General features: G+C 70.8%; 21 protein-coding genes and 1 pseudogene. 9 read left to right on the plus strand and 13 right to left on the minus strand.

Annotated elements, in window-relative coordinates; translation table 11 throughout:
* Positions 1-105: 105 nt before the first annotated feature.
* The 4 genes from IH68_RS0111490 to IH68_RS0111505 form a co-directional block, all read right to left on the minus strand.
* Positions 106-729: a GntR family transcriptional regulator gene (locus IH68_RS0111490; RefSeq protein WP_030932538.1), complete on the minus strand. Its 624-nt coding sequence runs from the start codon at positions 727-729 to the stop codon at positions 106-108.
* 531 nt (positions 730-1,260) lie between these two features.
* Entirely contained in the window at positions 1,261-3,066 is a 1,806-nt protein-coding gene (sucB, locus tag IH68_RS0111495; RefSeq protein ID WP_030932541.1) for a 2-oxoglutarate dehydrogenase, E2 component, dihydrolipoamide succinyltransferase, read from the minus strand.
* A 62-nt stretch (positions 3,067-3,128) separates the two neighbouring features.
* The gene (gene lpdA / locus IH68_RS0111500) at positions 3,129-4,517 is read right to left on the minus strand and encodes a dihydrolipoyl dehydrogenase (RefSeq protein ID WP_030932544.1); all 1,389 of its coding nucleotides are present in this window, start codon (positions 4,515-4,517) and stop codon (positions 3,129-3,131) included.
* Positions 4,518-4,771: 254 nt separating this feature from the next.
* Positions 4,772-6,304, minus strand: a complete 1,533-nt coding sequence (locus IH68_RS0111505) for a leucyl aminopeptidase (protein ID WP_030932547.1) — start codon at positions 6,302-6,304, stop codon at positions 4,772-4,774.
* Positions 6,305-6,550: 246 nt separating this feature from the next.
* Between IH68_RS0111505 and IH68_RS0111510 the strand changes: the two genes are divergently transcribed.
* Positions 6,551-7,339 (plus strand): endo alpha-1,4 polygalactosaminidase, encoded by a 789-nt coding sequence (locus tag IH68_RS0111510; protein ID WP_030932550.1) that lies wholly within the window; start codon positions 6,551-6,553, stop codon positions 7,337-7,339.
* Here IH68_RS0111510 and IH68_RS0111515 read toward each other — a convergent pair.
* Both IH68_RS0111515 and IH68_RS0111520 read right to left on the minus strand, forming a co-directional pair.
* On the minus strand, positions 7,299-7,904 hold the full coding sequence (locus IH68_RS0111515; protein WP_234341315.1) for an RDD family protein: 606 nt from the start codon (positions 7,902-7,904) through the stop codon (positions 7,299-7,301). The two genes, IH68_RS0111510 and IH68_RS0111515, sit on opposite strands and share 41 nt — an antisense overlap.
* A 46-nt stretch (positions 7,905-7,950) precedes the next feature.
* Positions 7,951-8,745 carry an adenosylcobinamide-GDP ribazoletransferase gene (locus tag IH68_RS0111520; RefSeq protein WP_030932555.1) on the minus strand — a complete coding sequence of 265 codons (795 nt, stop codon included), beginning with the start codon at positions 8,743-8,745 and terminating at the stop codon, positions 7,951-7,953.
* A gap of 60 nt (positions 8,746-8,805) precedes the next feature.
* Here IH68_RS0111520 and IH68_RS0111525 point away from each other — a divergent pair, with 60 nt between their 5' ends.
* A complete protein-coding gene (locus tag IH68_RS0111525) occupies positions 8,806-9,570 on the plus strand; it encodes a hypothetical protein (RefSeq protein ID WP_030932558.1) in 765 nt (254 codons plus the stop codon).
* Positions 9,571-9,700: 130 nt separating this feature from the next.
* Here the strand turns inward: IH68_RS0111525 and IH68_RS56345 are convergent, their stop codons facing one another.
* From IH68_RS56345 to cobT, 3 genes are all read right to left on the minus strand, one after another.
* Positions 9,701-10,402, minus strand: coding sequence for a hypothetical protein (locus tag IH68_RS56345; protein WP_030932561.1), 702 nt, complete (start codon positions 10,400-10,402; stop codon positions 9,701-9,703).
* 10 nt (positions 10,403-10,412) lie between these two features.
* The gene (locus tag IH68_RS0111535) at positions 10,413-12,149 is read right to left on the minus strand and encodes a phosphatidylglycerol lysyltransferase domain-containing protein (RefSeq protein ID WP_030932565.1); all 1,737 of its coding nucleotides are present in this window, start codon (positions 12,147-12,149) and stop codon (positions 10,413-10,415) included.
* A gap of 83 nt (positions 12,150-12,232) precedes the next feature.
* Positions 12,233-13,357 (minus strand): nicotinate-nucleotide--dimethylbenzimidazole phosphoribosyltransferase, encoded by a 1,125-nt coding sequence (gene cobT, locus IH68_RS0111540; protein WP_030932568.1) that lies wholly within the window; start codon positions 13,355-13,357, stop codon positions 12,233-12,235.
* A gap of 137 nt (positions 13,358-13,494) precedes the next feature.
* Here cobT and IH68_RS0111545 point away from each other — a divergent pair, with 137 nt between their 5' ends.
* Positions 13,495-14,025 (plus strand): methyltransferase domain-containing protein, encoded by a 531-nt coding sequence (locus IH68_RS0111545; RefSeq protein ID WP_030932570.1) that lies wholly within the window; start codon positions 13,495-13,497, stop codon positions 14,023-14,025.
* Here IH68_RS0111545 and IH68_RS0111550 read toward each other — a convergent pair.
* Positions 14,014-15,216 carry a bifunctional adenosylcobinamide kinase/adenosylcobinamide-phosphate guanylyltransferase gene (locus IH68_RS0111550; RefSeq protein ID WP_030932572.1) on the minus strand — a complete coding sequence of 401 codons (1,203 nt, stop codon included), beginning with the start codon at positions 15,214-15,216 and terminating at the stop codon, positions 14,014-14,016. The two genes, IH68_RS0111545 and IH68_RS0111550, sit on opposite strands and share 12 nt — an antisense overlap.
* A gap of 113 nt (positions 15,217-15,329) precedes the next feature.
* Between IH68_RS0111550 and IH68_RS0111555 the strand changes: the two genes are divergently transcribed.
* The gene (locus tag IH68_RS0111555) at positions 15,330-15,542 is read left to right on the plus strand and encodes a hypothetical protein (RefSeq protein WP_030932574.1); all 213 of its coding nucleotides are present in this window, start codon (positions 15,330-15,332) and stop codon (positions 15,540-15,542) included.
* A gap of 51 nt (positions 15,543-15,593) precedes the next feature.
* Here the strand turns inward: IH68_RS0111555 and IH68_RS49745 are convergent.
* The 3 genes and pseudogenes from IH68_RS49745 to IH68_RS0111570 form a co-directional block, all read right to left on the minus strand.
* Positions 15,594-16,672 (minus strand): annotated as a pseudogene (locus IH68_RS49745) (S1C family serine protease).
* A gap of 214 nt (positions 16,673-16,886) precedes the next feature.
* Entirely contained in the window at positions 16,887-17,588 is a 702-nt protein-coding gene (locus IH68_RS0111565) for a class I SAM-dependent methyltransferase (RefSeq protein ID WP_030932576.1), read from the minus strand.
* An 83-nt stretch (positions 17,589-17,671) separates the two neighbouring features.
* Positions 17,672-18,346, minus strand: a complete 675-nt coding sequence (locus IH68_RS0111570) for a DUF3043 domain-containing protein (RefSeq protein ID WP_078912415.1) — start codon at positions 18,344-18,346, stop codon at positions 17,672-17,674.
* 218 nt (positions 18,347-18,564) lie between these two features.
* On the opposite strand from IH68_RS0111570, the gene IH68_RS0111575 reads away from it, so the two are divergent.
* From IH68_RS0111575 to IH68_RS0111595, 5 genes are all read left to right on the plus strand, one after another.
* Positions 18,565-19,329 carry a PspA/IM30 family protein gene (locus IH68_RS0111575; protein WP_030932579.1) on the plus strand — a complete coding sequence of 255 codons (765 nt, stop codon included), beginning with the start codon at positions 18,565-18,567 and terminating at the stop codon, positions 19,327-19,329.
* A gap of 31 nt (positions 19,330-19,360) precedes the next feature.
* The gene (pspAA, locus tag IH68_RS0111580; protein WP_030932581.1) at positions 19,361-19,639 is read left to right on the plus strand and encodes a PspA-associated protein PspAA; all 279 of its coding nucleotides are present in this window, start codon (positions 19,361-19,363) and stop codon (positions 19,637-19,639) included.
* Positions 19,640-19,764: 125 nt separating this feature from the next.
* A complete protein-coding gene (locus IH68_RS0111585) occupies positions 19,765-20,988 on the plus strand; it encodes a sensor histidine kinase (RefSeq protein ID WP_030932583.1) in 1,224 nt (407 codons plus the stop codon).
* Positions 20,985-21,665 carry a response regulator gene (locus IH68_RS0111590; protein WP_030932585.1) on the plus strand — a complete coding sequence of 227 codons (681 nt, stop codon included), beginning with the start codon at positions 20,985-20,987 and terminating at the stop codon, positions 21,663-21,665. Before IH68_RS0111585 ends, IH68_RS0111590 begins: the two co-directional genes overlap by 4 nt.
* 183 nt (positions 21,666-21,848) lie before the next feature.
* Positions 21,849-24,980 (plus strand): efflux RND transporter permease subunit, encoded by a 3,132-nt coding sequence (locus IH68_RS0111595; RefSeq protein WP_030932588.1) that lies wholly within the window; start codon positions 21,849-21,851, stop codon positions 24,978-24,980.
* Positions 24,981-25,121: the final 141 nt, after the last annotated feature.

Consider the following 25,121-nt stretch of genomic DNA (forward strand, 5'->3'; position numbering starts at 1 on the left):
ACTTCTCGATTACGAGAAAGTAGGCACGCGGTGCCTTTCGGGCGGGCACCCGGTGCCGCGAATTTCGGGGATTTCCGCAGGTGAGCGCAGTGATGCTCGGCTGTGTCACGCCCGCGGCGCGCACCCCAGCACATGCGCCTTCACCAGATCCGCGATCCTCGGGTCATGCCTCCGGAAGGCCTGGACGAGCTCCTCGTGCTCCTCCGCGTACGACTGCTGCACGGTCCCCAGCCAGCGGATCGACAGTGCCGTGAACACCTCGATGCCCAGGCCCTCCCAGGTGTGCAGCAGCACGGAGTTGCCCGCGGCGCGCACCAGTTCGCGGTGGAAGGCGACCGTGTGCCGCACCTGGCCCGTGCCGTCGGCGTTGCGGTCTGCGTCATAGAGGGCGACGACGTGCGGTTCCAGGGCCGAGCAGTCCTCCGCCAGCTTCTCCGCGGCCAGCTCCGCCGCGATCGCCTCCAGGCCGGCCCGCACCGGGTAGCTCTCCTCCAGGTCGGCCGCCGTCAGATTCCGCACCCGCACGCCCTTGTTGGGCGCCGACTCGATCAGCCGCAGCGACTCCAGCTCGCGCAGCGCCTCCCGCACCGGCGTCTGGCTGACCTCCAGCTCGGTCGCGATCCGTCGCTCCACGATCCGCTCGCCCGGCTTCCAGCGCCCGCTGACGATCCCCTCCACGATGTGCTCGCGGATCTGTTCGCGCAGCGAGTGGACGACGGGCGCGGTCATGAGGGCTCCTTAGGGAGGGGCCGCCCATCGGCCCCTGGGGCGTTTGACGTTTAGACAATAAGGCCGCGGGCGCCTTCGAGAGGGGCGCACGGGGGCGCTTTCATGCAGGTGAGACGAGACTTACACGCCCGGCAGACCCGGGCCTCCTGTAAAGACCCGTACGCGATACGGCCCGGAGCCATCACCGCCGCGTCACCGGCTGAACTCCGCGAGCCCGTTCGGTGTCGCGGTCGGCAGAGCTGTTTCCGCCCGGACGCCCTGACGCACGACTGGGGGACGCAATGACCATCGCGGGCGAACGGGAGGGGCGCGTGCGCGGTCGTCGCGGCCGAGACGGAGGCGGTCGAGGGGGTCACCACCCTGCCCGGGCACAGAGCCGACTCGGGCGCCCGGCCTGGGCATCCCCAATGTGGGGGTGGAGACCCTGTAGGACTGCAGCGACCCCGCGCCGACGCCGCGTCAGAAGCGTGAAACGTCGGTGCCCCCGCCGGAGAACTCCGGACGGGGGCACCGACGTACGGCTGCTGAGGCCTACAGCCCGAGCTCGACCTCGAACTCGCCCGCCTCCAGGATCGCCTTGACCGCGGTCAGGTAACGGGCCGCGTCGGCGCCGTCCACCAGACGGTGGTCGTAGGAGAGGGTCAGGTACGTCATGTCGCGGACGCCGATGACCGTGCCCTCCTCGGTCTCGATGACCGCCGGGCGCTTGACCGTGGCACCGATGCCGAGGATCGCGACCTGGCCCGGCGGCACGATGATCGTGTCGAACAGGGCGCCGCGCGAACCGGTGTTGGAGATGGTGAAGGTCGCGCCGGACAGCTCGTCCGGGGTGATCTTGTTGGCGCGGACCTTGCCGGCCAGCTCCGCCGTGGCCTTCGCGATGCCGGCGAGGTTGAGGTCGCCCGCGTGCTTGATGACCGGGGTCATCAGGCCCTTCTCGGAGTCCACCGCGATACCGATGTTCTCGGTGTCGAAGTAGGTGATCGTGCCTTCGCCCTCGTTGATCTTGGCGTTGATGGGCGCGTGCGCCTTCAGCGCCTGCGCCGCCGCCTTCACGAAGAACGGCATCGGGGAGAGCTTGACGCCCTCGCGGGCCGCGAACGCGTCCTTGGCCCGGGCGCGCAGCTTCATCAGACGCGTGACGTCGACCTCGACGACCGAGGACAGCTGCGCCTGCTCGTGCAGCGCCTTGACCATGTTGTCGCCGATGACCTTGCGGATGCGCGGCATCTTGACGGTCTGGCCACGGAGGGGGGAGGCCTCCAGCGACGGCGCCTTCTTGGCGGCCGGAGCAGCGGCGGCGGCCGGAGCCGGGGCAGCGGCGGCGGCCTTCGCGGCCTCGGCGGCGGCGATGACGTCCTGCTTGCGGATACGGCCGCCGACGCCGGTGCCCTTGACGCCGGCCAGGTCGACGCCGTTCTCGGCGGCGAGCTTGCGCACCAGCGGGGTGACGTAGGCGCCCTCGTCGGTGGCAGCCGCGGCGGGCGCGGGCGCAGCCGGGGTCACCGGAGCCGGAGCGGCCGGCGCGGGCGCCGGAGCGGCCGGGGCCGGAGCAGCGGCGACCGGGGCGGGCGCGGGCGCCGGAGCGGCCGGAGCCGGGGCCGGGGCCGGCGGAGCCACCGGGGCGGCAGGGGCCGGAGCCGGGGCAGCGGCGGCGGGCGCCGGAGCCGGAGCGGCCGGAGCCGGGGCAGCCGCCGGAGCGGCACCCGGGGCGCCGATGACGGCGAGCTTGGCGCCGACCTCGGCGGTCTCGTCCTCGCCGACCGTGATCTCGAGCAGCACACCGGAGGTGGGCGCCGGGATCTCGGTGTCGACCTTGTCCGTGGAGACCTCGAGCAGCGGCTCGTCGGCCTCGACGGAGTCGCCGACCGACTTCAGCCAGCGGGTGACGGTGCCCTCGGTGACGGACTCGCCCAGGGCGGGCAGGACCACGTCGGTACCGGAGGCGCCACCGGCCGGAGCGGCGGGCGCCTCGGCGGCGGGGGCAGGGGCAGGGGCAGGGGCGGCCGGGGCCTCGGCGACCGGCGCCGGGGCGGGCTCGGCGGCCGGGGCCGGGGCCTCGGCAGCGGCGGGGGCCGGGGCGGCAGCGGGGGCGCCCGTGCCGTCGTCGATGACGGCCAGCTCGGCGCCGACCTCAACGGTCTCGTCCTCGGCGACCTTGATGGACGCCAGGACACCGGCAGCAGGGGAGGGGATCTCGGTGTCGACCTTGTCGGTCGAGACCTCGAGCAACGGCTCGTCGGCCTCGACGCGCTCGCCCTCGGCCTTCAGCCAGCGAGTGACAGTGCCCTCGGTGACGCTCTCGCCGAGCGCCGGAAGGGTTACGGAAACCGCCATGGTTTCGGTTGCTCCTTACGGAAAGTGCGGAAGTCTGTGTCGTCGCTTCGTCGACCGAGGGATCAGTCGTGCGAGTGAAGGGGCTTGCCGGCCAGGGCCAGGTGGGCCTCGCCCATCGCCTCGTTCTGGGTCGGGTGGGCGTGGATGAGCTGGGCGACCTCGGCGGGCAGCGCTTCCCAGTTGTAGATCAGCTGGGCCTCGCCGACCTGCTCGCCCATGCGGTCGCCGACCATGTGGACGCCGACCACGGCACCGTCCTTCACCTGGACGAGCTTGATCTCGCCCGAGGTGTTCAGGATCTTGCTCTTGCCGTTGCCCGCGAGGTTGTACTTCAGAGCGACGACCTTGTCCGCACCGTAGATCTCCTTGGCCTTGGCCTCGGTGATGCCCACGGAGGCGACCTCGGGGTGGCAGTACGTCACCCGCGGCACACCGTCGTAGTCGATCGGGACGGTCTTGAGACCGGCCAGACGCTCCGCCACCAGGATGCCCTCGGCGAAGCCGACGTGCGCGAGCTGGAGCGTCGGGACCAGGTCACCGACGGCGGAGATGGTCGGGACGTTCGTCCGCATGTACTCGTCGACCAGGACGTAGCCGCGGTCCATCGCGACGCCCTGCTCCTCGTAACCGAGACCGGCGGAGACCGGGCCGCGGCCCACCGCGACCAGCAGGATCTCGGCCTCGAACTCCTTGCCGTCGGCCAGGGTGACCTTGACGCCGTCGGCGGTGTACTCGGCCTTCGAGAAGAAGGTGCCCAGGTTGAACTTGATGCCGCGCTTGCGGAACGCGCGCTCAAGAAGCTTGGAGGAGTTCTCGTCCTCGACCGGGACGAGGTGCTTGAGGCCCTCGATGACGGTGATGTCCGAGCCGAAGGACTTCCAGGCGGAGGCGAACTCGACACCGATGACGCCGCCGCCGAGGACGATCGCCGACTTCGGCACGCGGTCCAGGACGAGGGCGTGGTCCGAGGAGATGATGCGGTTGCCGTCGATCTCCAGGCCCGGCAGCGACTTCGGCACGGAGCCGGTCGCGAGAAGCACGTGGCGGCCCTGGACGCGCCGGCCGTTCACGTCGACGGAGGTGGGGGAGGAGAGCCGGCCCTCACCCTCGATGTACGTCACCTTGCGGGACGCGATGAGACCCTGCAGACCCTTGTACAGGCCGGAGATCACGCCGTCCTTGTACTTGTGGACAGCCGCTACGTCGATGCCCTCGAAGGTGGCCCTGACGCCGAACTGCTCGCTCTCGCGGGCCTGGTCGGCGATCTCGCCCGCGTGCAGCAGGGCCTTGGTGGGGATGCACCCCCGGTGCAGGCAGGTACCGCCGACCTTGTCCTTCTCGATCAGGGCGACGTCCAGGCCCAGCTGGGCCCCGCGCAGCGCCGCGGCGTAACCACCGCTACCACCGCCGAGGATCACTAGGTCGAAAACGGTGCTGGCGTCGTTCGCCACGTCACGTCCTCCATGCATGTGCGCCACACCGGTCGTCCGTGACCGGTCGGCGGCTGGTGTCCGGCCGCTCTTTCTTCGGCCCTGTGGTGGGGGCCCTGTCCTGCCGTGCCCCATCTTCGCACTTGTCGAGGGCCAACGAGACGCCGGGCCGGTGTGTGAGACGTCCCACGTTCAGTTGAGCGGATGGGTGGGGCGCATGAACGAGGGGGCTCCGCCCTACCCGCGCGCGGAGCCCCCTTCTGTTCAGAGCGACCTCACCCCAGGTCGCCGGCCGCGGTGAGCTCCGCCAGCCTGACCAGCGTCCGCACCGCCGTACCCGTACCGCCCTTCGGCGTGTAACCGAACGGTCCGCCCTCGTTGAAGGCCGGCCCCGCGATGTCCAGGTGCGCCCAGGTGATCCCCTCGCCCACGAACTCGCGCAGGAAGAGACCGGCGACCAGGCCGCCGCCCATCCGCTCGCCCATGTTCGCGATGTCGGCGGTGGGGGAGTCCATGCCCTTGCGCAGGTGCTCCGGCAGCGGCATCGGCCAGGCCGGCTCGCCGACCTCCTCGGCCGCCTCGTGCACCGCGGAGCGGAACGCGTCGTCGTTCGCCATGACCCCGAAGGTCCGGCTGCCCAGCGCCAGCACCATCGCGCCGGTCAGGGTCGCGACGTCCACGATCGCGTCCGGCTTCTCCTCGGATGCGGCCCACAGCGCGTCCGCGAGGACCAGCCGGCCCTCGGCGTCGGTGTTGAGGACCTCGACCGTCTTGCCGCTGTACATGCGCAGCACGTCGCCGGGACGGGTCGCGGAACCCGACGGCATGTTCTCCGCCAGTGCCAGCCAGCCGGTGACATTGACCTCGAGACCCAGGCGTGCGACGGCGACCACGGCGGCGAAGACGGCCGCCGCACCGCTCATGTCGCACTTCATCGTCTCGTTGTGGCCGGCCGGCTTCAGCGAGATGCCGCCCGAGTCGTAGGTGATGCCCTTGCCGACGAACGCGAGGTGCTTCTTCGCCTTCGCGGAGGTGTACGACAGCTTCACCAGCCGCGGGCCCGCCGCCGAGCCGACGCCGACGCCGAGGATGCCGCCGTAGCCGCCCTTCTCCAGGGCCTTCACGTCGAGCACCTGCACCTTGATGCCGTGCTCCTTGGCCGCGGTCTGCGCGACGGCGGCGAACGCCTCCGGGTTGAGGTCGTTCGGCGGGGTGTTGATCAGGTCGCGGGCGCGGTTGAGCTCCTCGGCGACGGCGGTGGCGCGCTCGACGGCCGCCTTGTGCTCCTTGTCGCGGGGCTTGGCGCCCAGCAGGGAGGCCTCGGCGAGCGGCGCCTTGCCGTTCTTGTCCTTGGTGTCCTTGCCGCCCGCGTTGTTCTTGTAGGCGTCGAAGGAGTACGCGCCGAGCAGCACGCCCTCGCTGATCGCGCCGACGTCGGCGGCGTCCTCGACGGGCAGGGCGAAGGCGGCCTTCTTGGCGCCGGTGAGGGTGCGGGCCGCGGCACCGGCGGCCTTGCGCAGCGCCTCGCCGTCATAGCCGGAGTCCTTCTCGGGCTCCGCGCCCAGGCCCACCGCCACCACGAGCGGGGCCTTGAAGCCGGACGGCGCCGGCAGCTTCGTCACCTCGCCCTCGGCGCCGGAGGCACCGAGGGTTTCCAGGACGCCGGCCAGCCTGCCGTCGTAGGCCTTGTCCACGGCCTCGGCGCCCGGTGCGACGACCGGGCCCTTCGCGCCCTTGGCCACACCGATCACGATCGCGTCGGCCCGAAGACCGGGCGCCGCGGCGGTGCTGAGAGTGAGAGCAGTCACGGTGGTGAATTCTCGCTTCCAATGTGAAGTTTCTGTGGTCGATCTGTGTGGGTCGACCGGGCCCGACAGCCGACCCTAGAACCGGCCTCAGGGTGCGGTCTCAGCGGGGCCTTCCCCGGTACGGCGAACACTCGGGATGAGCCTACGCGTGTGTGCGCGTTCACTCATTCTTCCGGGCGTGTGCACAGTGCCCGGCATCGGAGATCATCCGTGAGGAACACTTTCCCGCACCCTGGAGCCCGTTCGTTGAAACGTCCGATACGCCTGCTTGCCCTGCTCGCCCTGTTCGTGCTGACGGCGGGCTGCGCCGGAGCGCCCGACTCCCGGACGTCCGGCGGCCGTTGGCAGCCGCGCCCCGGCGTGGCCTGGCAGTGGCAGCTCAGCGGCCGCGTCGACACCTCCGTCGACGTGCCGGTCTACGACATCGACGGCTTCGACCAGCCGAAGGCGACGGTCTCCGCGCTGCACGGCAAGGGCCGCAAGGTCATCTGCTACCTCTCGACGGGCGCCTGGGAGGACTGGCGCCCCGACGCGAAGAGGTTCCCCAGGTCGGTGCTCGGCAAGGGCAACGGCTGGAAGGGCGAGCGCTGGCTCGACATCCGCCGCACCGACGTACTGGAGCCGCTGATGGCGGCCCGCTTCGACATGTGCCGCAAGAAGGGCTTCGACGCGGTGGAGCCCGACAACATGGACGGCTACAAGAACACCACCGGCTTCCCGCTCAAGGCCGCCGACCAGCTCCGCTACAACCGCCTGATCGCGAAGCTGGCCCACGACCGCGGCATGGCGGTCGGCCTGAAGAACGACCTCGACCAGATCCCGCAGCTGGTGGGGGACTTCGACTTCGCGGTCAACGAACAGTGCGCCCAGTACGGCGAGTGCGCCGCCATGAAGCCCTTCATCAAGGCGGGCAAGGCCGTCTTCCACGTCGAGTACGAGCTGCCGACCAGCCGCTTCTGTGCCGAGGCCCGTCGGCTGAAGCTCAGCTCGATGCTCAAAAAGTACGAACTGGGGGTGTGGCGCCGGGCGTGCTGACCCCCAGCCCGGTGACCGCCGTGCCCGCCAGCCGGTCGGCGAGGGAGCGGCGGGTGGGGGAGAAGACCGGCAGCGCGTTGAGCAGGAAGACGACCACGGCCAGCGCCCACACCAGCACTGACAGCACGAACTGCCCCTCGACCAGCAGGATGCAGGCGACGGCGTAGACGGCGATGTCGGCGGCCGTGGTGACCGCGGCGCGCACCGCGGCCCGGGTGGGGGCGCTCGGGGTGACCCGCAGCCCGAGCAGCCCCTTGCCGAGGGTCCGTCCGGCGAGGGCGAGGCAGCCCCACTGGTAGAGGAACGTCGCCACGATCAGCATCCCGAAGGCCTCCTCCACGTCGAGCACCGCCTTGTGCCACAGCGACAGTCCGAGGCTCTCCGAGGCGCCGACGACGTCGCCCTGCGAGGTCAGCAGGTCGAAGCCGCCATGGGTGGCGAGGTCGGGCACGTCGGTGACCAGCGCGGATATCCGGTGGAAGGTCAGGACGGCGAGCAGATACGCCAGGGTGAGCACCAGCACGAAGTCGATGAACCACGCCACGGCACGACGAAGCTTCGGCACGAACATCCCCCGATCACGATCACTTGTCCGTGTACGGCGGAAGAGACTACTGCCCCAGCGAAAGCACCAGGAGCGAAACCGTCGCAGCCGTCTCGGCAAGCCCCCCGAACACATCGCCGGTGACCCCGCCGAAGCGGCGCGTGCAGTGGCGCAGCAGGAGTTCGGCGCCGGCGAGGGCGGCAACGACCGCGGCCGCCGTACGGATCAGGTCGTACGTCCCGACGAGCGCACCCCCGGCGGCGGCAGCCCCGGTGACCACGACAGCCGCGACCACCGCCGCCGGTACCGGCACCACGCCCGCGACCGCCGCCCCCAGCCCCTCGGGCCGGGCGGCCGGCACCCCCGTCCGAGCGGCCAGGGTGAGCGCCAGCCGGGCGGCCGTCGCCGAGACGACGGCGGCGAGCGCACCCCGGGCCCACGAGTCGCCGTACGCCTGAGCCAGCGCCGCCACCTGCGCCAGCAGCACAAGGACGAGCGTGATCACTCCGAACGGCCCGATGTCCGACTGCTTCATGATCCGCAGCGCGTCCTCGGCGGGCTTCCCGCTGCCGAGCCCGTCCGCGGTGTCCGCGAGCCCGTCGAGATGCAGACCGCGGGTGAGGACGGCGGGCACGGCGGCGGAGGCGACGGCGGCGAGCAGCGCCCCCGCGCCCAGCGCCAGCAGCACCACGCCGGCCAGGGCCGCGCACCCGCCGACCACCAGCCCGGCGACCGGTGCGCAGAGCATGCCGCCGCGCGCGGCGTCCCGGTCCCAGCGGGTCACCTTCACCGGGAGCACGGTGAGGGTGCCGAAGGCGAAACGGAGGCCGTCCGGCCAGGGGGTCTTGGAGGGTTCGGGCACCGGCGCAGGTTACTCGGCGGTCGGGAGGGCGGATATAGGGACCCTCGCTAAAGTGCGCATATGGGACATTGGTTGCAGCGCAACATCATCGAGCCCGGCAAGCTGCCGCTGCTGCTCGCCCTCACCGCCTTCGTGCTGACGTTCCTCGTCACCCGGGTCATCACTCGTCTCATCCGGGCGGGCAAGGGGCCCTTCGGCAACGTCGAGGCAGCGGGCGGGCTGCACATCCACCATGTCGTGCCCGGCGTCATCCTGACGATCCTCGGCGGCTTCGGGGCGGTCGCCAGCGGTCGGCACGGCTTCGGCTCGGCGGTCTTCGCGGTCGTCTTCGGCATGGGGGCCGGGCTGGTCCTCGACGAGTTCGCGCTGATCCTGCACCTCGACGACGTCTACTGGAGCGAGGAGGGCCGCAAGAGCGTCGAGGTCGTCGTCCTGACCGCGGCCCTGGTGGGGCTGATGCTCGTGGGGTTCTCGCCGTTCGGGGTCAACGACATGAGCCAGAACGAGCTGCAGGACCGGGGCAGCGTGATCTCGACCGTCGTGATCAACTTCCTGTTCTCCCTGGCCGTCCTGAGCAAGGGCAAGACCCGGATGGCGATCTTCAGCGTGATCGTCCCGCTCATCGGGCTGATCGGGCTGGTCCGTCTTGCCCGCCCCGGCTCGCCCTGGGCCAGGCGCTTCTACCGCCGGCGGCCGCGCGCCCGGGCCAAGTCCACGTTGCGGGCCTATCGCCACGACCGCCGGTGGTCCGGCCCTCAGCGCAGACTCCAGGACCTCCTGGGCGGCAGGCCCGACCCCGTGCCGGATCGCTCCCTGGGGCGGTGAGTGTGCGCAAGTGCGGGCGGGGCCGCCGGCTGTCTACGGCTTCGTCGTGGCTGGTCGCGCCGCGCGGCGGAGCCGCACATCGGGACAGCCCCGCGCCCCTGAGGACCAGGGCGCTGCCGAACCGCACCCTTCAAGATCTCGCCCGCGGAAAGCCCGCCCCCGAGCCGATCCGTGCGATCGGCCCGTGGCGGTGCCGCAGCGCCGAGATGAAGCACAGCACCCCGACCGCCGCGATCGCCGCCATGTGTTCCTTGCCGGCGAGATTTCCCTTCAGCAGTACCTCGACCGCCATCGCCGCCGTCACCGCGCACGCCGTGACATACGCGCCGTAGCGCCAGCCGAGGAACACGGCGAGGCCCACCACCGCCGCCGACGGGCCGGTGTCCACGACCTGGGCGTCCGAGGAGGGCAGCCCGAAGGCGTTGTCGAAGCCCAGCCAGATGCCCAGACGTGCGTACAGCGTGCCGGCGAGCGTGGCGGCGTAGGCGATGACGAGCGTGCGCCAGCGGCCGAGGCAGATCTCCGCGACGCCGAAGACGAACAGGATCTGCGCCAGTGCACCCCACACGGGGAGGTCGAGGGCCGGGACGAACAGCGACAGGGGAGTGCGCAGCAGCGACAGCCACAGCGGGTCCTCGGCGCGTACGCCCCCGGTGTTCTGCACGAACTGAAAGCCCCATGACTGGTTCTGCACGATCTGTATGGCCGTCGTCAGCACCACCGCCCCGAGAGTCATCGGGATCGCCCGCCAGCGCCGCTTCACCAGCGGCTCACGCACCGTGACGTACAGGAATCCCCATTCGGCACGGGCCCAGCGGGCGAGCCTGTTCATCCGGCGATCCTCATCTGTGCGTCTCCAGGTGCTTGCGGTGCAGCCACTTCGGCAGTCCCGGCGCCTCCAGGAACCCTTCCGCTCGCGCCGAGGCGATGCCGATGCGCGGCAGGTCCGCGCTCTTCTCGAAGAGCAGGAACCGCGGCTCCCAGATGGGCCGGTACTTGGCGTTGGCGCGGTACAGCGACTCGATCTGCCACCAGCGCGAGAAGAAGCTGAGCAGCGAGCGCCACAGCCTCAGCACCGGCCCGGCACCGAGGCGTGCACCACGTTCGAAGACCGAACGGAACATGGCGAAGTTGAGCGAGACCTGCGTGATCTCGATCTCTCGGGCGCGCCGCAGCAGCTCGATGACCATGAACTCCATCAGGCCGTTGTCGGAGTCGCGGTCCCGCCGCATCAGGTCGAGTGAGAGCCCGCGCGGCCCCCACGGCACGAAGGAGAGAAGCGCCCTCAACTCGCCCTCGCCGTCGGTGCATTCGAGCATCACGCACTGCCCGTCCTCCGGGTCCCCGAGCCGCCCCAGCGCCATGCTGAACCCGCGCTCGGTGGCCCCGTCGCGCCAGTCGTCCGCCCGCTTCAGCAGATACGTCATCTCGTCCGCCGGAATGTCCTCGTGCCGCCGGATACGCACCGTGTACCCGGCCCGCTTCACCCGGTTGTAGGCCTGCCGCACGGTGCGCATGGCCCGTCCGTCGAGGGTGAAGTCGGCGACCTCCACCAGGGCCTCGTCGCCGAGCTCCAGGGCGTCCAGGCCGTGCCGCGCGTACACCGTGCCGGCCTCCTCGCTCGCCCCCATGACGGCCGGGATCCACCCGTGGGCCCGTGCCTCGGCGAGCCAGGGCTCGATGGCGCCCGGCCAGGCCTCCGGGTCGCCGATCGGATCACCGGACGCCAGCGAGACGCCCCCCACGACCCGGTACGCGACGGCCGCCTTGCCGGTGGGCGACCACACCACGCTCTTCTCCCGCCGCAGCGCGAAGTACCCGAGCGAGTCCCGCTCGCCCTGCCGCTCCAGCAGCTCCCGCAGCCGCTTCTCGTCGTCCTCGGTGAGCGGGTCGACGGCCCGCCGGGAGCGGAAGGCGGCGTAGAAGACGGCGAGGACGAGGATCGTGCTGAGCACGTTGATGGCGACGTTGACCCAGTTCGGCGCGTCGATGCCGGGGAAGCGGGACTCGTCGACGGCGACGGAGATCAGGCGGAAGGTGCCGTAGCGCCAGCGCTCCAGGAACGTCGAAACCGCCCTGTCCGGCGCCGTGTTGGTGACCGTCACCAGCAGCGCGGCGAGCAGCGAGGCGACCAGCGTGCCGCCCACTGCGACGGCGGCGGCGAGCTTCGGGTTCGAGCGGTCGCCCTTGGCATAGAACTCCCGCCGACCGGCCAGCAGGGCGACCACGAAGAGGGCGGTGAGGCCCAGCGAGATCCAGTTCTGGGTGTACTGCCGGATCTCCGGGAACGCCATTGCGAAGGCGAACAGTGCGAGGAACGACCCGGCCAGGGCGAGGTTGAGGATCCATGCGGCGCGCTTGCGGCGCCGCATGGTGATGGCGAGGAAAGCCGTGAACACCCCGGAGGCGAAGCCGGCTGTCAGCAGATAAGGGGTGAAGAAGTTCTCCTGGTTGTGCCGCCGCACGTCCTGCCCCAGAGAGACCCAGACGGCACTGAGGAAATTGACGAACGCGACGACCCGCAAATACCAGACGGCGAATGCGGCAGCTCGCCGCGAGGCAATTCGGGCATCTCTCATGAGTGAGGATCATATGGGCGATGCCTCGGTGAACCCATCCATCTTTTGTCTGCGGTTCTGTCGACTTTCGGCCCTCCTGCGGCCTACTCGGTCTCCTCCTTCACGTCGACCTCAACCGCGGATTCATCCTTGGGTTCATCCTTCTCAGGTACCCCGGAGAGCTGCGGCTTCTCCGGCAGCTCGGCGGCCAGCGCCGCCGCGGCCTGCACCAGCGGCAGCGCCAGCAGCGCCCCCGCGCCCTCGCCCACGGTCACGCCGTGCGAGAGCAGCGGCTCCAGTGCCATCCGGTCCAGCGCCTTCGCCTGTCCCGGCTCCCCGCTGTCGTGCGCGGCCAGCCACCAGTCCGGCGCCCGGAACGCGATCCGCTGCCCCACCAGGGCGCAGGCAGCCGTCACGACCCCGTCCAGGATCACCGGCATCTTGCGCACCGCGCTCTGCAGCAGGAAGCCCGTGATCGCGGCGAGGTCGGCCCCGCCCACGGTGGCCAGCAGCTGCAGCTGGTCGCCGAGCACCGGCCGGGCCCGGCGCAGTGCGTCCCGGATCGCCGCGCACTTGCGCATCCATGCCAGGTCGTCGATGGCGAGCCCGCCCCGCCCGGTGACGACGGAGGCGTCGGTCCCGCACAGCGCGGCGATCAGCACCCCGGCCGCGGTCGTCCCGCCCACGCTCACATCGCCGAGCACCACCAGATCCGTACCGGAGTCGGCCTCCTCGTCGGCCACCGCGACGCCGGCACGGAAGGCGGCCTCCGCCTCCTCGGCCGTCAGCGCGTCCTCGCGGTCGATACGTCCGCTGCCGCGCCGCACCCGGTGCCGTACGACCTCGTCGGGCAGCGTGTCGGAGTCGCAGTCCAGTGCCATGTCGACGACCCGCACCGGCACGCCTAGCCGCCGGGCGAGCACCGACACCGGACGGCCGCCCTCCAGGACCTCCCGCACCAACTGGTGGGCGCCGCCCGCGGGCCCGGCCGAGACACCCAGTTCGGCGACTCCGTGGTCACCGGCGAAGAGAACCACCCGGGGCCTTTCGATCGGCCGCACCGGCACGGCGGACTGTGCCGCCGACAGCCACTCACCCAGGTCGTCGAGGCGGCCCAGTGACCCGGGCGGCACGACCTGACGCTCCCTGCGCGCCTCGGCGTCGCGCCGCACCCCGCCGTCGGGGCGCTCGATCAGATCGGTGAAGTCGTCGAGATTAAGCGAGCTCATTCGCCGAACAGTACCGGCACCGGTCGAACGGGACAGCGCCACATGGTCACCACGCGCGCGTGACGTCTTTGCCCCCGGGACATGGATCCCATACGTTCCGTTTTGCAGCGGATTGTCCTATGCCTTCGGGAGCCGCCATGACCCGCCCGAGCACCCAAGTCAGTGCCCGTGACCGGCGCCGCCACCTCGCGAGGGCCCGCGCAATCCTGCGGCTCCTGCCCGAACCGGAGAGCTGGCTGGACGTGGGCACGGGCGACGCCCACTTCCCCGGGACGGCACGCGAACTCTTCCCCTACACCTCCTTCGACGGCCTCGACCCCACCCCGCGAGTGTCGTACGCCTGCCACGCCGAGCGCGTCGAGGAGGCCTTCGTGGGGCAGGTGACGGACCCTCACATCACCACGATCCTGCGCTCCCGCTACGACGTCGTCACGCTCCTCCAGCACCGTTCACCCGTCCCGGACCTGCGCGCCGAACTCCGCGCGGCCCTCACGCTCGTCCGCCGCGGCGGCCTCCTCCTCCTGGAGACTCCGCCGGCGCAGTCGCCCGCCCTGCGCACCCAACTCGACTTCCACGGCTGCACGATCGTCGCGACGAGCCGCCACGTCCTCGGCCAGTTCCCCTACACGCACCGGATCATCGCGCGCCGCAGACGTTCAGCCCCGTAGCACCATCGCCTGCCCCGCCACCACCAGCACCACCTGCTCGCACTCCCCGGCGAACGACGCGTTCAGCCGCCCGAGTTCGTCGCGGTACCGGCGCCCCGAGGCGGTGGCCGGCACGATCCCCGAGCCGACCTCATTGGATACGGCGACCACGGTCCGCCGGGTCGCCCGCACCGCGTCCGTCAGCTCCCGCACCCGCTCGCGCAGGGCCCGCTCCCCGCCGTCGGCCCACTCCGCGTCGTCCCACGCCCCGACGGAGTCCATCGCGTCCGTCAGCCACAGCGACAGACAGTCGATGAGCAGCGGCGGGCCGTCGGCCGCCAGCAGCGGGACCAGATCGCAGGTCTCGGCGGTCCGCCAGGACCCCGGCCGGCGCTCCCGGTGAACGGCGACCCGGGACGCCCATTCCGTGTCCCCGTTGCGCGAGCCGCCCGTCGCCACGTACAGCACCTCCGGAAAGGCCTCCAGGCGCCGCTCGGCCTCCACCGACTTCCCGGACCGCGCCCCGCCAAGGACCAGCGTCCGCCGCGGCACATCGGGCACGTCCTCGTACACCCCCACCGTCAGCGTCGCCCCGTCCGGCACGGCCCGCGCCCCCGCGGCGGCGAGCCGCCGCCGCAACTCGGGCCCCGGCGGCACGTCGTGGTCGAGATGGACCGCGACGACATCCGTGGTCGGGCCGACGGCGCCCACCGCCCGCAGCTTGGCCAGCGCGTCGGGGCGCTCCACCACATCGGCCAGTACCATGTCACATACCACAGCCCCGTTGTGCTCCAGCCCGGCCGGCGCACCCCCCGGCGGCAGATACAGCAGCCGCTGCCCGTTCGGCCCGGTCACCGCGTACCCCGTACCCGGCCCGTCCATCGCCACCGCCCGCACCCGATGCCCCGTCAGCAGCGCCAACTCCCGCCCGTCCGGCACCCGCCCGGGCTGCGGCAGCCCCGCCGGCACCTCGACCACGGGCCCGCGGTGCGGATGCGACAACAGCACCTGCCGTACGCCGCCGAGCGAATGCCCGGCCCGCGCCGCCGCGAACGCCGCGCCCGGCGTCAGATCGAGCAGCAGGGTCCCGTCCACGAGCACCGCGGTCGCCGCACGGGCATCCGCGCCGAGCGCGGTCGCACAGGCGGCACAGGGACAGTCGGGGCGGGGCAGGCCCGCAGGGGCACCGGTGCCGAGCAGAGTCAGTTCCACGGAAGTGATTTTCGCGTGTCTGCGCAGGTGCTGCCCATCCGACTAGGCTTCTGGCAGGAGGCGGACCAAGATCCGCCTTCTGCTCTGCAGGTGCTCAGACACGGGAGGCGTAGATGGCGTCATGGACGTGGCGGTTCGAGAAGGCCGACGGGGCGGAGGTCCAGCCCGCGGTCCAGCCCGAGGAGTTCACCACGCAGGGGGACGCCGAGTCCTGGATCGGGGAGCACTGGAAGGCCCTGCAGGACGGCGGCGCCGACCAGGTGCGGCTGTTCGAGGACTCGGCGGAGATCTACGGGCCGATGAGCCTGCACGCCGAAGAGGCGTAGGCCGTACGGAAGGGGGGGGGGCGGCCGTGATCCGGCCGCCCCTGCCTCGTCTCACTGCTCGCCCAGCGTCACATCGACCTTCTTCTGACTCCCGTTCCGGGTGAGGGTCACCGTCGTCCTGTCACCCGGCTTCTGCGCCGCCAGCGCCTCCGACAGGGACGTGATGGTGGTGATGTCCGTGTCACCCAGCCTGATGATGACGTCCCCGGCCTCGATGCCCGCCTTGTCGGCCGCCCCGCCGCTCTTCACGGTGACCACGGCGACCCCGGCGGGCTGGTAGCTGTCATCGACGACGGTACGGCCGGTGATGCCGAGCGCGGCCCGCCCCGAGTCGGTGACCTTGCCGCTCTTGACGATCTGGTCGGCGATCGTCTTCACCATCGACGAGGGGATCGCGAACCCGATGCCCGGCGCCGCACTGTTCCCGAGCGCGGGGTCGATGGCGGCCAGCGTCGGAATCCCGATGACCTGCCCGTCGAGGTTGACGAGGGCGCCGCCGCTGTTGCCCGGGTTGATGGCCGCCGACGTCTGCACCATGTTGGCGATGGTCGCGCCCGTGCCCCCGCCCCCACTGCCCTCGCTCACGGTCCGCCCGGTCGCCGAGACGATGCCCTGCGTCACGCTGGACGACAGCCCGAGCGGCGAACCCATCGCCAGCACGATCTGCCCGACCTGCACCTTCGAGGAGTCCGCGAAGGCGGCCGCCTTCAGTCCGCTCGGCACCTTGTCCAGCTTGATGACCGCGAGGTCCTGGTCCGGGTACGAGTACACGAGCCTGGCGGTCAGCACGTCCTCGCTGTTGGCGGTCGTCACCTTGAAGGTCTTCGAGTCCCCGACGACATGCGCGTTGGTGACGACGTGCCCCTTGTCGTCGTACACGATCCCCGACCCCAGATCACCCCGGCCTGGATCTGCACCACCGACGGCAGAACGTCCTTGATCACCTTCTGGTAGGCGCTCTGCAGATCGCTGCCCGCCATGGGCGCGACGGCCTGCGCGGCCTGTGCGGTCGTCTTCTCCTGCTCGCCGGAGGAACCGGAGCCGGAGCACCCCGGGACGAGCGCGAGCGCACAGCAGAGCACGGTGACGGGAACCAGCAGACGGAAGACACGGGTGCGGGCACTGTCCATGCCCCGAGTCTGACTTCGGGATGAATGACCGGCTTCCGATATACACCCGAACGGGCTCGGGCCGACCGTCCGCAGGCCGGGCGAAATCCGCGCCGGTTCGGCACCGCCCTTCAAGGGGCGCGGGGCTGTACCGATATGCGGCTCCGCCGCGCGGGCGCGACCAGCCACGACGGCGCCGCAGACAACCGACAACCCATCCCGCCCACCAGCGGAGCTACCCGCGCACCCCGCACAGGTGCAGCAACGCTGCCACCCCCCGATACGGATCCGACCGCCCGGCCCGCTCCTCGACCGCAAGCAGGCTCTCCACGTCGCCCGGGATCTCCGCCCCGTCCTCCGCGGTGTCCGTGAACACCCGCACCCCGTACCAGGCGTGCAGCGGCGCGGCGATCCCGGCGAGCGTCGCGGTCAGCGCCTCCAGCCGGTCGGCCCGCACGTCGAGGCCCAGCCGGTTCGTGTACGACAGGGTGTCGAAGGCGCCCAGCGCCCCGGCCCAGTCCCCGGACAGCCCCGGCCGCATCGCCAGCGCGTCGCCGTTGCGCACGAGCAGCGACAGCAGCCCGCCGTGGGCGAGCATCCGGGCCAGGCCGGCCAGCAGCGGATCCGGCTCCTCGACGTACATCAGCACCCCGTGGCACAGCACCACGTCGAAGCTGCCCGGCAGGAAGTGCACCCCGGTGTCCCGGCCGTCGCCCTCGAGGATCCGCACCCGCTCCCGGATGCCCTCGGGTTCGACGGAAAGGGCCTCCCGCGCGGCCGCGACCATCGTGGCGTCCTGCTCGAGCCCGGTCACCTGATGCCCGGCCCGCGCCAGCCGCAGCGCCTGCGTGCCCTGGCCCATGCCCACATCGAGCACCCGAAGCCGCTGCCCGACCGGGAACCGCCCCGCTATCTGCTCGTCGAGCTGCCGGGCCACCAGCTCCTGTCGTACGACATCACGCAGCCCGCCCAGTCTGCCCAGCCAGGCATCCGCCGCGCCCCCGGAGAACGACGTAGTGCTCAGGGCCGCTCTCCGCGCTTGACCTGCGGCTTCGGCAGCCGGAGCCGACGCATCTGGAGGGAGCGCATCAGGGCGTACCGGGTGGCGCCCTTCGTGTTCTGGTCCGGGAAGCGCTCGGCGAGCTGCTTCTTCAGCCGGAAGGCGCTGAAGATCGCGTCCAGCACGATCAGCACGATCACGACGAGCCACAGCAGCAGCGCGATGCTCTGCAGCGCGCCCACCCTCACCATGCTCAGCACCAGGATGACCACGGCCATGGGCAGGAAGAACTCCGCCACGTTGAACCGAGAGTCGATCCAGTCGCGGGCGAACTTCCGCACCGGGCCCTTGTCGCGGGCGGGCAGATACCGCTCGTCACCGCCGGCCAGCGCCTGGCGCTGCCGCTCCAGCGCGGCACGGCGCTCCTCGCGCTGACGCTTGGAGGCGTCCTTGCGCGTCATCGAGGTGTTGGCGACACTGCGGCGCTGGGACTGGGCCTCACTGCGCTTGGGCGTGGGCCGACCCTTCTTGGCCTGCGGGTCACGGGGCTGCTTGGAGTCGGTCAGCGACGCCTTGTCGGCGACGGCTGCCTTCTCTTCCTTGGCACGGCTACGGAACACAAAACCCAAGGGTACGGGGTGGCCGGGGTTGGACCCCAGCCCGGCGGGGAACGATCCGGCAACACCAGTCGTCATGTAAGGGACAGAGGGGACGGTTTCCCTGGGGGGACACCTACTCCCTACGCCGGAGCGGGAACAGTTGCAGTCGTCCTTGGGGATGAGCGCATCCGTCCCCGAACAGTGCGTCAATGGATGCAGGGCCCGTACTGTGGGTTCTGTCGCAGAGCTGGAGCTGGAAGTCCGTCAGAAGGGGGCGCGCGAAGCCCATGAGCGGTGTCATGAAGCGTATGGGGATGATCTTCCGCGCGAAGGCGAACAAGGCCCTTGACCGGGCCGAGGACCCGCGCGAAACCCTCGATTACTCGTACCAGAAGCAGCTTGAGCTGCTTCAGAAGGTGCGCCGAGGCGTCGCCGACGTCGCGACGTCCCGCAAGCGCCTGGAACTCCAGCTGAACCAGCTGCAGGGCCAGTCCACCAAGTTGGAGGACCAGGGCCGCAAGGCGCTCGCGCTGGGCCGTGAGGACCTGGCCCGCGAGGCCCTGTCCCGCCGTGCCGCGCTCCAGCAGCAGGTCACCGACCTCGAGACGCAGCACGCGACGCTCCAGGGCGAGGAGGAGAAGCTCACCCTGGCGGCCCAGCGGCTCCAGGCCAAGGTCGACGCCTTCCGTACGAAGAAGGAGACGATCAAGGCGACCTACACGGCCGCCCAGGCCCAGACCCGCATCGCCGAGTCCTTCTCCGGCATCTCGGAGGAAATGGGCGACGTGGGCCTGGCGATCCAGCGCGCCGAGGACAAGACGGCACAGCTCCAGGCGCGTGCCGGCGCCATCGACGAGCTCCTCGCCTCGGGCGCGCTGGACGACCAGTCCGGCATGCACAAGGACGAGATCCAGGCCGAGCTGGACCGGATCTCCGGTGGCTCGGACGTGGAGCTGGAACTGCAGCGCATGAAGGCGGAGCTGGCCGGAGGTTCGTCCCAGCAGGCGATCGAGGGCGGCACAGGGCAGGCTCAGTCCCAGCAGCAGCCGAAGGACACCCCGCGCTTCGACAAGCAGTAGGGCCCACGCCTAGGAGGCCGACATGGGCGACATGATCGTAAGGATCATGGGGGAGGGGCAGGTGAGGCTGGCCGACAGCCACCTCACCGAACTCAACAAGCTCGACGACGTACTCCTGCAGGAAATCGAGAAGGGCGACGGCCCCGGCTTCCGTCGCACCCTCGAGGCCCTTCTCGCCAAGGTCCGCGAACTGGGCGAACCTCTGCCCGACGACTCCCTGGAACCGTCGGAACTGATCCTGCCGGCCCAGGACGCGACCTTGGAGGAGGTCCGGGATCTGCTGCGGGACGACGGCTTGATCCCGGGGTAGGACGTGCACGTCCGAGGTGCCGGTCGGCAGCCCCCAGTACGTGCACGTCAACGCCGGGTGCAGGACAGGGGAGGCTGCCGTCGGCCCCTGTTCCTAGCTCCGCAGGGACGCCGTACTGTTCAAACGTGAGCGGCACCCTGGAAAGAACGAGATGTCGCCTGACGGCGCACCCCCTCGCGCTGGACGCGACCCTGGCGGCCGGTGTGCTCGCCTGCATGGTGGCCGGTTCCTTCGTCGACCCGCACGGCAGGAACGGCGTCACCTGGGGCGTCCGCACCCCCGACGCCCTTGCCCTCGTCCTCATGGTCCTCGGCGCCCTGGCCCTGGTCTTCCGCCGCCGCGCCCCCAGAACGGTCCTCGCCCTCACCGGCACTGTCTCCCTCGTCGAGTGCGTCGTCGGCGACCCCCGCGCCCCCGTCGCGATGTCCGCGGTCATCGCCCTCTTCACCGTCGCCGCCGGCACCGACCGCTCCACCACCTTGCGCCTCGGCCTGCTGACGATGACGGTCCTCACCGGCGCCTCCATGCTGTTCGGCCCCCTCCCGTGGTACGCCCAGGAGAACCTCGCCATCTTCGCCTGGACCGGTATCGGCGCCACCGCCGGCGACGCCGTCCGCAGCCGCCGCGCCTTCGTCCAGGCCATCCGCGAACGCGCCGAGCGAGCCGAACGCACCCGGGAGGAGGAGGCCCGCCGCCGGGTCGCCGAGGAACGCCTGAGGATTGCCCGCGATCTGCACGACGTCGTCGCCCACCACATCGCCCTGGTCAACGTCCAGGCGGGCGTCGCCGCGCACGTCATGGACAAGCGCCCCGACCAGGCCAAGGAAGCCCTCGCCCACGTCCGCGAGGCCAGCCGCTCCGCGCTGAACGAACTCCGCGCCACCGTCGGCCTCTTGCGCCAGTCCGGCGACCCCGAGGCCCCCACCGAACCCGCCCCCGGCCTGGACCGCCTCGACGAACTCGTCGGAACCTTCCGCAGCGCCGGCCTGCATGTCGAGGTAGCCCGCGCCGACAACGGCACCACCCTCCCCGCCGCCGTCGGCCTGGCCGCGTACCGCGTCATCCAGGAAGCCCTCACCAACGTCCAGAAGCACGCCGGTACGGAGGCGAAGGCCGAGGTCAGCGTCGTAAGGGTGGGCCCGAACGTGGAGATCACCGTCCTCGACAACGGCTCCGGCGAGGACGACGCCCCCGAGAGCGGCGGCGGTCACGGTCTGCTCGGCATGCGCGAGCGCGTCACCGCCCTGCGCGGCACGCTGACCACCGGCCCCCGCTACGGCGGCGGCTTCCGCGTCCATGCGATCCTGCCGGTCAAGACCCGCACGGCCACCCCGGGGGGAACCGCATGACCATCCGCGTCCTGCTCGCCGACGACCAGGCGCTGCTGCGCAGCGCCTTCCGCGTACTCGTCGACTCCGAGCCCGACATGGAGGTCGTCGGCGAGGCCTCCGACGGCGCGGAGGCGGTACGGCTGGCCAAGGAGGAGCGGGCCGACGTCGTGCTGATGGACATCCGGATGCCCGGCACCGACGGCCTCGCCGCCACCCGCATGATCAGCACCGACCCCACCCTCGCCCACGTCCGCATCGTCATCCTCACCACCTTCGAGGTCGACGACTACGTCGTACAGTCCCTGCGGGCCGGCGCCTCCGGCTTCCTCGGCAAGGGCAGCGAGCCGGAGGAGTTGCTGAACGCGATCCGGATCGCGGCCGGCGGCGAGGCTCTGCTCTCCCCGGTCGCCACCAAGGGCCTGATCGCCCGCTTCCTCGCCCAGGGCGACGCGGACGACGGCCGCGACCCCGCCCGCACCGAGCGCCTGGAGGCGCTCACCGTCCGCGAGCGCGAGGTCCTGGTCCAGGTCGCCGGCGGCCATTCCAACGACGAGATAGCAGAACGCCTCGAGGTCAGCCCGCTCACCGTGAAGACCCACGTCAACCGTGCCATGGCCAAGCTGGGCGCCCGCGACCGGGCCCAGCTGGTCGTGATCGCGTACGAGTCCGGGCTGGTACGTCCAAGGGTGGAGTGAGCTCGACCCGGCCGTACTGCGGCCGGAGTATGCGCCGTATAAGGAAATGGACCTGGGGTCTACGGATCACCGTGCGCCGATGGCTCAGGGTGTAGGGGCGGGCGCTCACATGTGCGCCCACGTTTCGCATCGCCTGCCTTTCTGCCGCTCATCTGCCGCTCACTGAAGAGAGACCCCTGACCCATGTCCTGGCTGTCGAGATTCAGCCTCGCCCAACGTGCCCTGATCGGGCTGATGTCCGTCATCGCGCTCGCCTTCGGGGCGATCGCGATACCTCAGCTCAAGCAGCAGCTGCTGCCTTCCATCGAACTGCCCGTGGTGTCCGTCCTCGCGCCGTACCAGGGCGCGTCCCCGGACGTCGTCGAGAAGCAGGTCGTGGAACCCATCGAGAACAACCTCGAAGCCGTGGACGGCATTTCGGGCGTCACCTCGACGGCCAGTGAGGGCAACGCCGTGATCATGGCGTCCTTCGACTACGGCAACGACACCAAGCAGCTCGTCGCCGACGTCCAGCAGGCCGTCAACCGGTCCCGCGCCCAGCTCCCGGACGACGTCGACCCGCAGGTCGTCGCCGGTTCCACCGACGACATGCCGACCGTCGTCCTCGCCGTCACCTCCGGCAAGGACCAGCAGGCCCTCGCCGACCAGCTCGACAAGACCGTCGTACCGGACCTGAAGGACATCGACGGCGTCGGCCAGGTCACAGTCGACGGCGTACGGGACCTGCAGGTCACCGTCACACCGGACGACAAGAAGCTGGCGAAGGCCGGCCTGACCGCCCAGGCGCTGTCGCAGGCACTGCAGGCGGGCGGCGCGACCGTCCCGGCGGGCTCCTTCGACGAGGGCGGCCACAACCGCACCGTCCAGGTGGGCGGTGGCTACACCTCGCTCGCCCAGATCAAGGATCTGATGGTCACGGGCGGGGCCACTTCGGCCGCGGCCGAGAAACCGGTTCAGCCGGTCCGCCTGGGTGACGTGGCCACCGTCACGCAGCAGCAGGCCACCGCCGACTCCATCACCCGCACCGACGGCAAGCCCTCCCTCGCCGTCACGGTCACCATGGACCACGACGGCAGCGCGGTCGCCATCTCGAACGCGGTCAAGGACAAACTCCCGGGCCTCCGCAAGGACCTGGGCTCCGGCACGAAGATCACGGTCGTCAGCGACCAGGGCCCGGCGGTCTCGAAGGCCATCAGCGGCCTGACCACCGAGGGCGGGCTCGGCCTGCTCTTCGCGGTCCTCGTCATCCTGGTCTTCCTGGCCTCGGTCCGCTCGACGCTGGTCACGGCGGTGAGCATCCCGCTCTCGGTCGTCCTGGCCCTGATCGTCCTGTGGACGCGCGACCTGTCCTTGAACATGCTGACGCTGGGCGCGCTGACGATCGCCGTCGGCCGGGTCGTCGACGACTCGATCGTGGTCCTGGAGAACGTCAAACGGCACCTCGGCTATGGCGAGGAGCGCCAGGCGGCGATCCTGAACGCCGTCCGTGAGGTGGCCGGCGCGGTGACCTCCTCCACTCTCACCACGGTCGCCGTCTTCCTGCCGATCGGCCTGGTCGGCGGCATGGTGGGGCAGCTGTTCGGTCCGTTCAGCCTGACCGTGACGGCGGCCCTGCTGGCATCGCTCGTGGTGTCCCTGACGGTCGTACCGGTCCTGTCGTACTGGTTCCTGCGCGCCCCGAAGGACACGCCCAAGGACGCGGAGGAGGCCCGCCGCAAGGCGGAGGAGAAGGAGACGAGAAGCCGACTCCAGCGCTTCTACGTCCCCGTCCTGCGCTTCGCGACCCGCCGCCGCCTCACCAGCGTGCTGCTGGCGGTGGTGATCCTGGTGGGCACCTTCGGCATGGCGCCGCTGTTGAAGACGAACTTCTTCGACCAGGGCGAGCAGGAAGTCCTCACCGTCAAGCAGGAGTTGAAGCCGGGCACCAGTCTGGCGGCGACCGACGAGCAGGCGAAGAAGGTCGAGCGGCTGCTCGCCTCCGTGAAGGGCGTCAAGGACTACCAGGTGACGGTCGGCTCGTCCGGCTTCATGGCGGCCTTCGGCGGCAGCACGGACACCAACCATGCGTCGTACCAGGTGATGCTGAAGGACGACGCGTCGGCCACGCAGGTCCAGGACGACATCGAGTCGGGTCTGAAGACGCTCTCCGGCATCGGTACGACGACGGTCTCGGCCGGTGACGGCTTCGGCAACCAGGACCTGAGCGTGGTCGTGAAGGCGGCCGACGGGGACGTCCTGCGCAAGGCCTCGGAGCAGGTGCGCACGGCGGTGGCCGGCCTCGACCACGTCACGGACGTCACCAGCGACCTCTCGCAGAGCGTGCCGCGCATCTCGGTCAAGGCCGACTCCCGTGCGGCGGCGGCCGGTTTCAACGACCAGACGCTGGGCGCGGCGGTGGCCGAAGCAGTAAAGGGCACCACGGCAGCCAAGGCGATCCTGGACGACACCGAGCGCGACGTGGTCATCAAGTCGTCGACCCCGGCGACGACGCTGACCCAACTGAAGAACCTGCAGCTGGGCCCGGTGAAGCTGGGTGACATCGCCACGGTGCAGCTGGTCGACGGTCCGGTGTCCATGACCCGGATCGACGGTCAACGAGCCGCCACCATCACCGCGAAGCCGACGGGCGACAACACGGGCGCGGTGAGCACCAAGCTGCAGTCCAGGATCAAGGCCCTGAAGCTCCCGGCGGGCGCCACGGCCGAGATCGGCGGCGTCACGTCCGACCAGGACAGCGCGTTCAAGAACCTGGGCCTGGCGATGCTGGCGGCGATCGCGATCGTCTTCATGCTGCTGGTGGCAACGTTCCGCTCACTGGCCCAGCCTTTGATCCTCCTGGTCTCCATCCCCTTCGCGGCGACGGGCGCGATCGGCCTCCTGGTGGTGACGGGCACCCCAATGGGCGTCCCCGCGATGATCGGCATGCTGATGCTGATCGGCATCGTGGTGACGAACGCGATCGTGCTGATCGATCTGATCAACCAGTACCGCAAGCAGGGTTACGGCGTCGTGGAGGCCGTGGTGGAAGGCGGCCGCCACCGCCTCCGCCCGATCCTGATGACGGCGCTGGCGACGATCTTCGCCCTTCTCCCCATGGCCCTGGGCGTCACAGGGGAGGGCGGCTTCATCGCCCAGCCCCTGGCGGTGGTCGTGATCGGCGGTCTGATCACATCGACCGTGCTGACCCTCCTCCTGGTCCCGACGCTGTACGCGATGTTGGAGCTCCGCAAGGAGCGGCGGGCCAAGAAGCGGGCGGCGAAGAGGAAGTCCCCGGAGCCCGAGGCGGCGGAGGCGCTGGAAGCCGCAGGCGTGTAGTCGGCACATGGGGTCGGGCTCGCACGGTCGTGCGAGCCCGACCCCTGCGACGAAGTCGGAGGAAGTCACCCCCACCTCCGGATCCGCCAGGCCGCCCGCCATCTCCGTTACGTATTCTGTGGCCTCGAACTGCCGTGCAGG

Source organism: Streptomyces sp. NRRL S-646 (genome assembly GCF_000720765.1).
GTDB lineage: Bacteria > Actinomycetota > Actinomycetes > Streptomycetales > Streptomycetaceae > Streptomyces.

Coding starts and splice junctions, on each gene's coding strand:
- IH68_RS56345 (WP_030932561.1), bottom strand. CDS start 10,402: ATGAACAGGCTCGCCCGCTGGGCCCGTGCCGAATGGGGATTCCTGTAC.
- IH68_RS0111555 (WP_030932574.1), top strand. CDS start 15,330: ATGGCGTCATGGACGTGGCGGTTCGAGAAGGCCGACGGGGCGGAGGTC.
- IH68_RS0111490 (WP_030932538.1), bottom strand. CDS start 729: ATGACCGCGCCCGTCGTCCACTCGCTGCGCGAACAGATCCGCGAGCAC.
- IH68_RS0111545 (WP_030932570.1), top strand. CDS start 13,495: ATGACCCGCCCGAGCACCCAAGTCAGTGCCCGTGACCGGCGCCGCCAC.
- pspAA (WP_030932581.1), top strand. CDS start 19,361: ATGATCGTAAGGATCATGGGGGAGGGGCAGGTGAGGCTGGCCGACAGC.
- IH68_RS0111595 (WP_030932588.1), top strand. CDS start 21,849: ATGTCCTGGCTGTCGAGATTCAGCCTCGCCCAACGTGCCCTGATCGGG.
- IH68_RS0111535 (WP_030932565.1), bottom strand. CDS start 12,149: ATGAGAGATGCCCGAATTGCCTCGCGGCGAGCTGCCGCATTCGCCGTC.
- IH68_RS0111525 (WP_030932558.1), top strand. CDS start 8,806: ATGGGACATTGGTTGCAGCGCAACATCATCGAGCCCGGCAAGCTGCCG.
- cobT (WP_030932568.1), bottom strand. CDS start 13,357: ATGAGCTCGCTTAATCTCGACGACTTCACCGATCTGATCGAGCGCCCC.
- IH68_RS0111575 (WP_030932579.1), top strand. CDS start 18,565: ATGATCTTCCGCGCGAAGGCGAACAAGGCCCTTGACCGGGCCGAGGAC.
- sucB (WP_030932541.1), bottom strand. CDS start 3,066: ATGGCGGTTTCCGTAACCCTTCCGGCGCTCGGCGAGAGCGTCACCGAG.
- IH68_RS0111570 (WP_078912415.1), bottom strand. CDS start 18,346: ATGACGACTGGTGTTGCCGGATCGTTCCCCGCCGGGCTGGGGTCCAAC.
- IH68_RS0111590 (WP_030932585.1), top strand. CDS start 20,985: ATGACCATCCGCGTCCTGCTCGCCGACGACCAGGCGCTGCTGCGCAGC.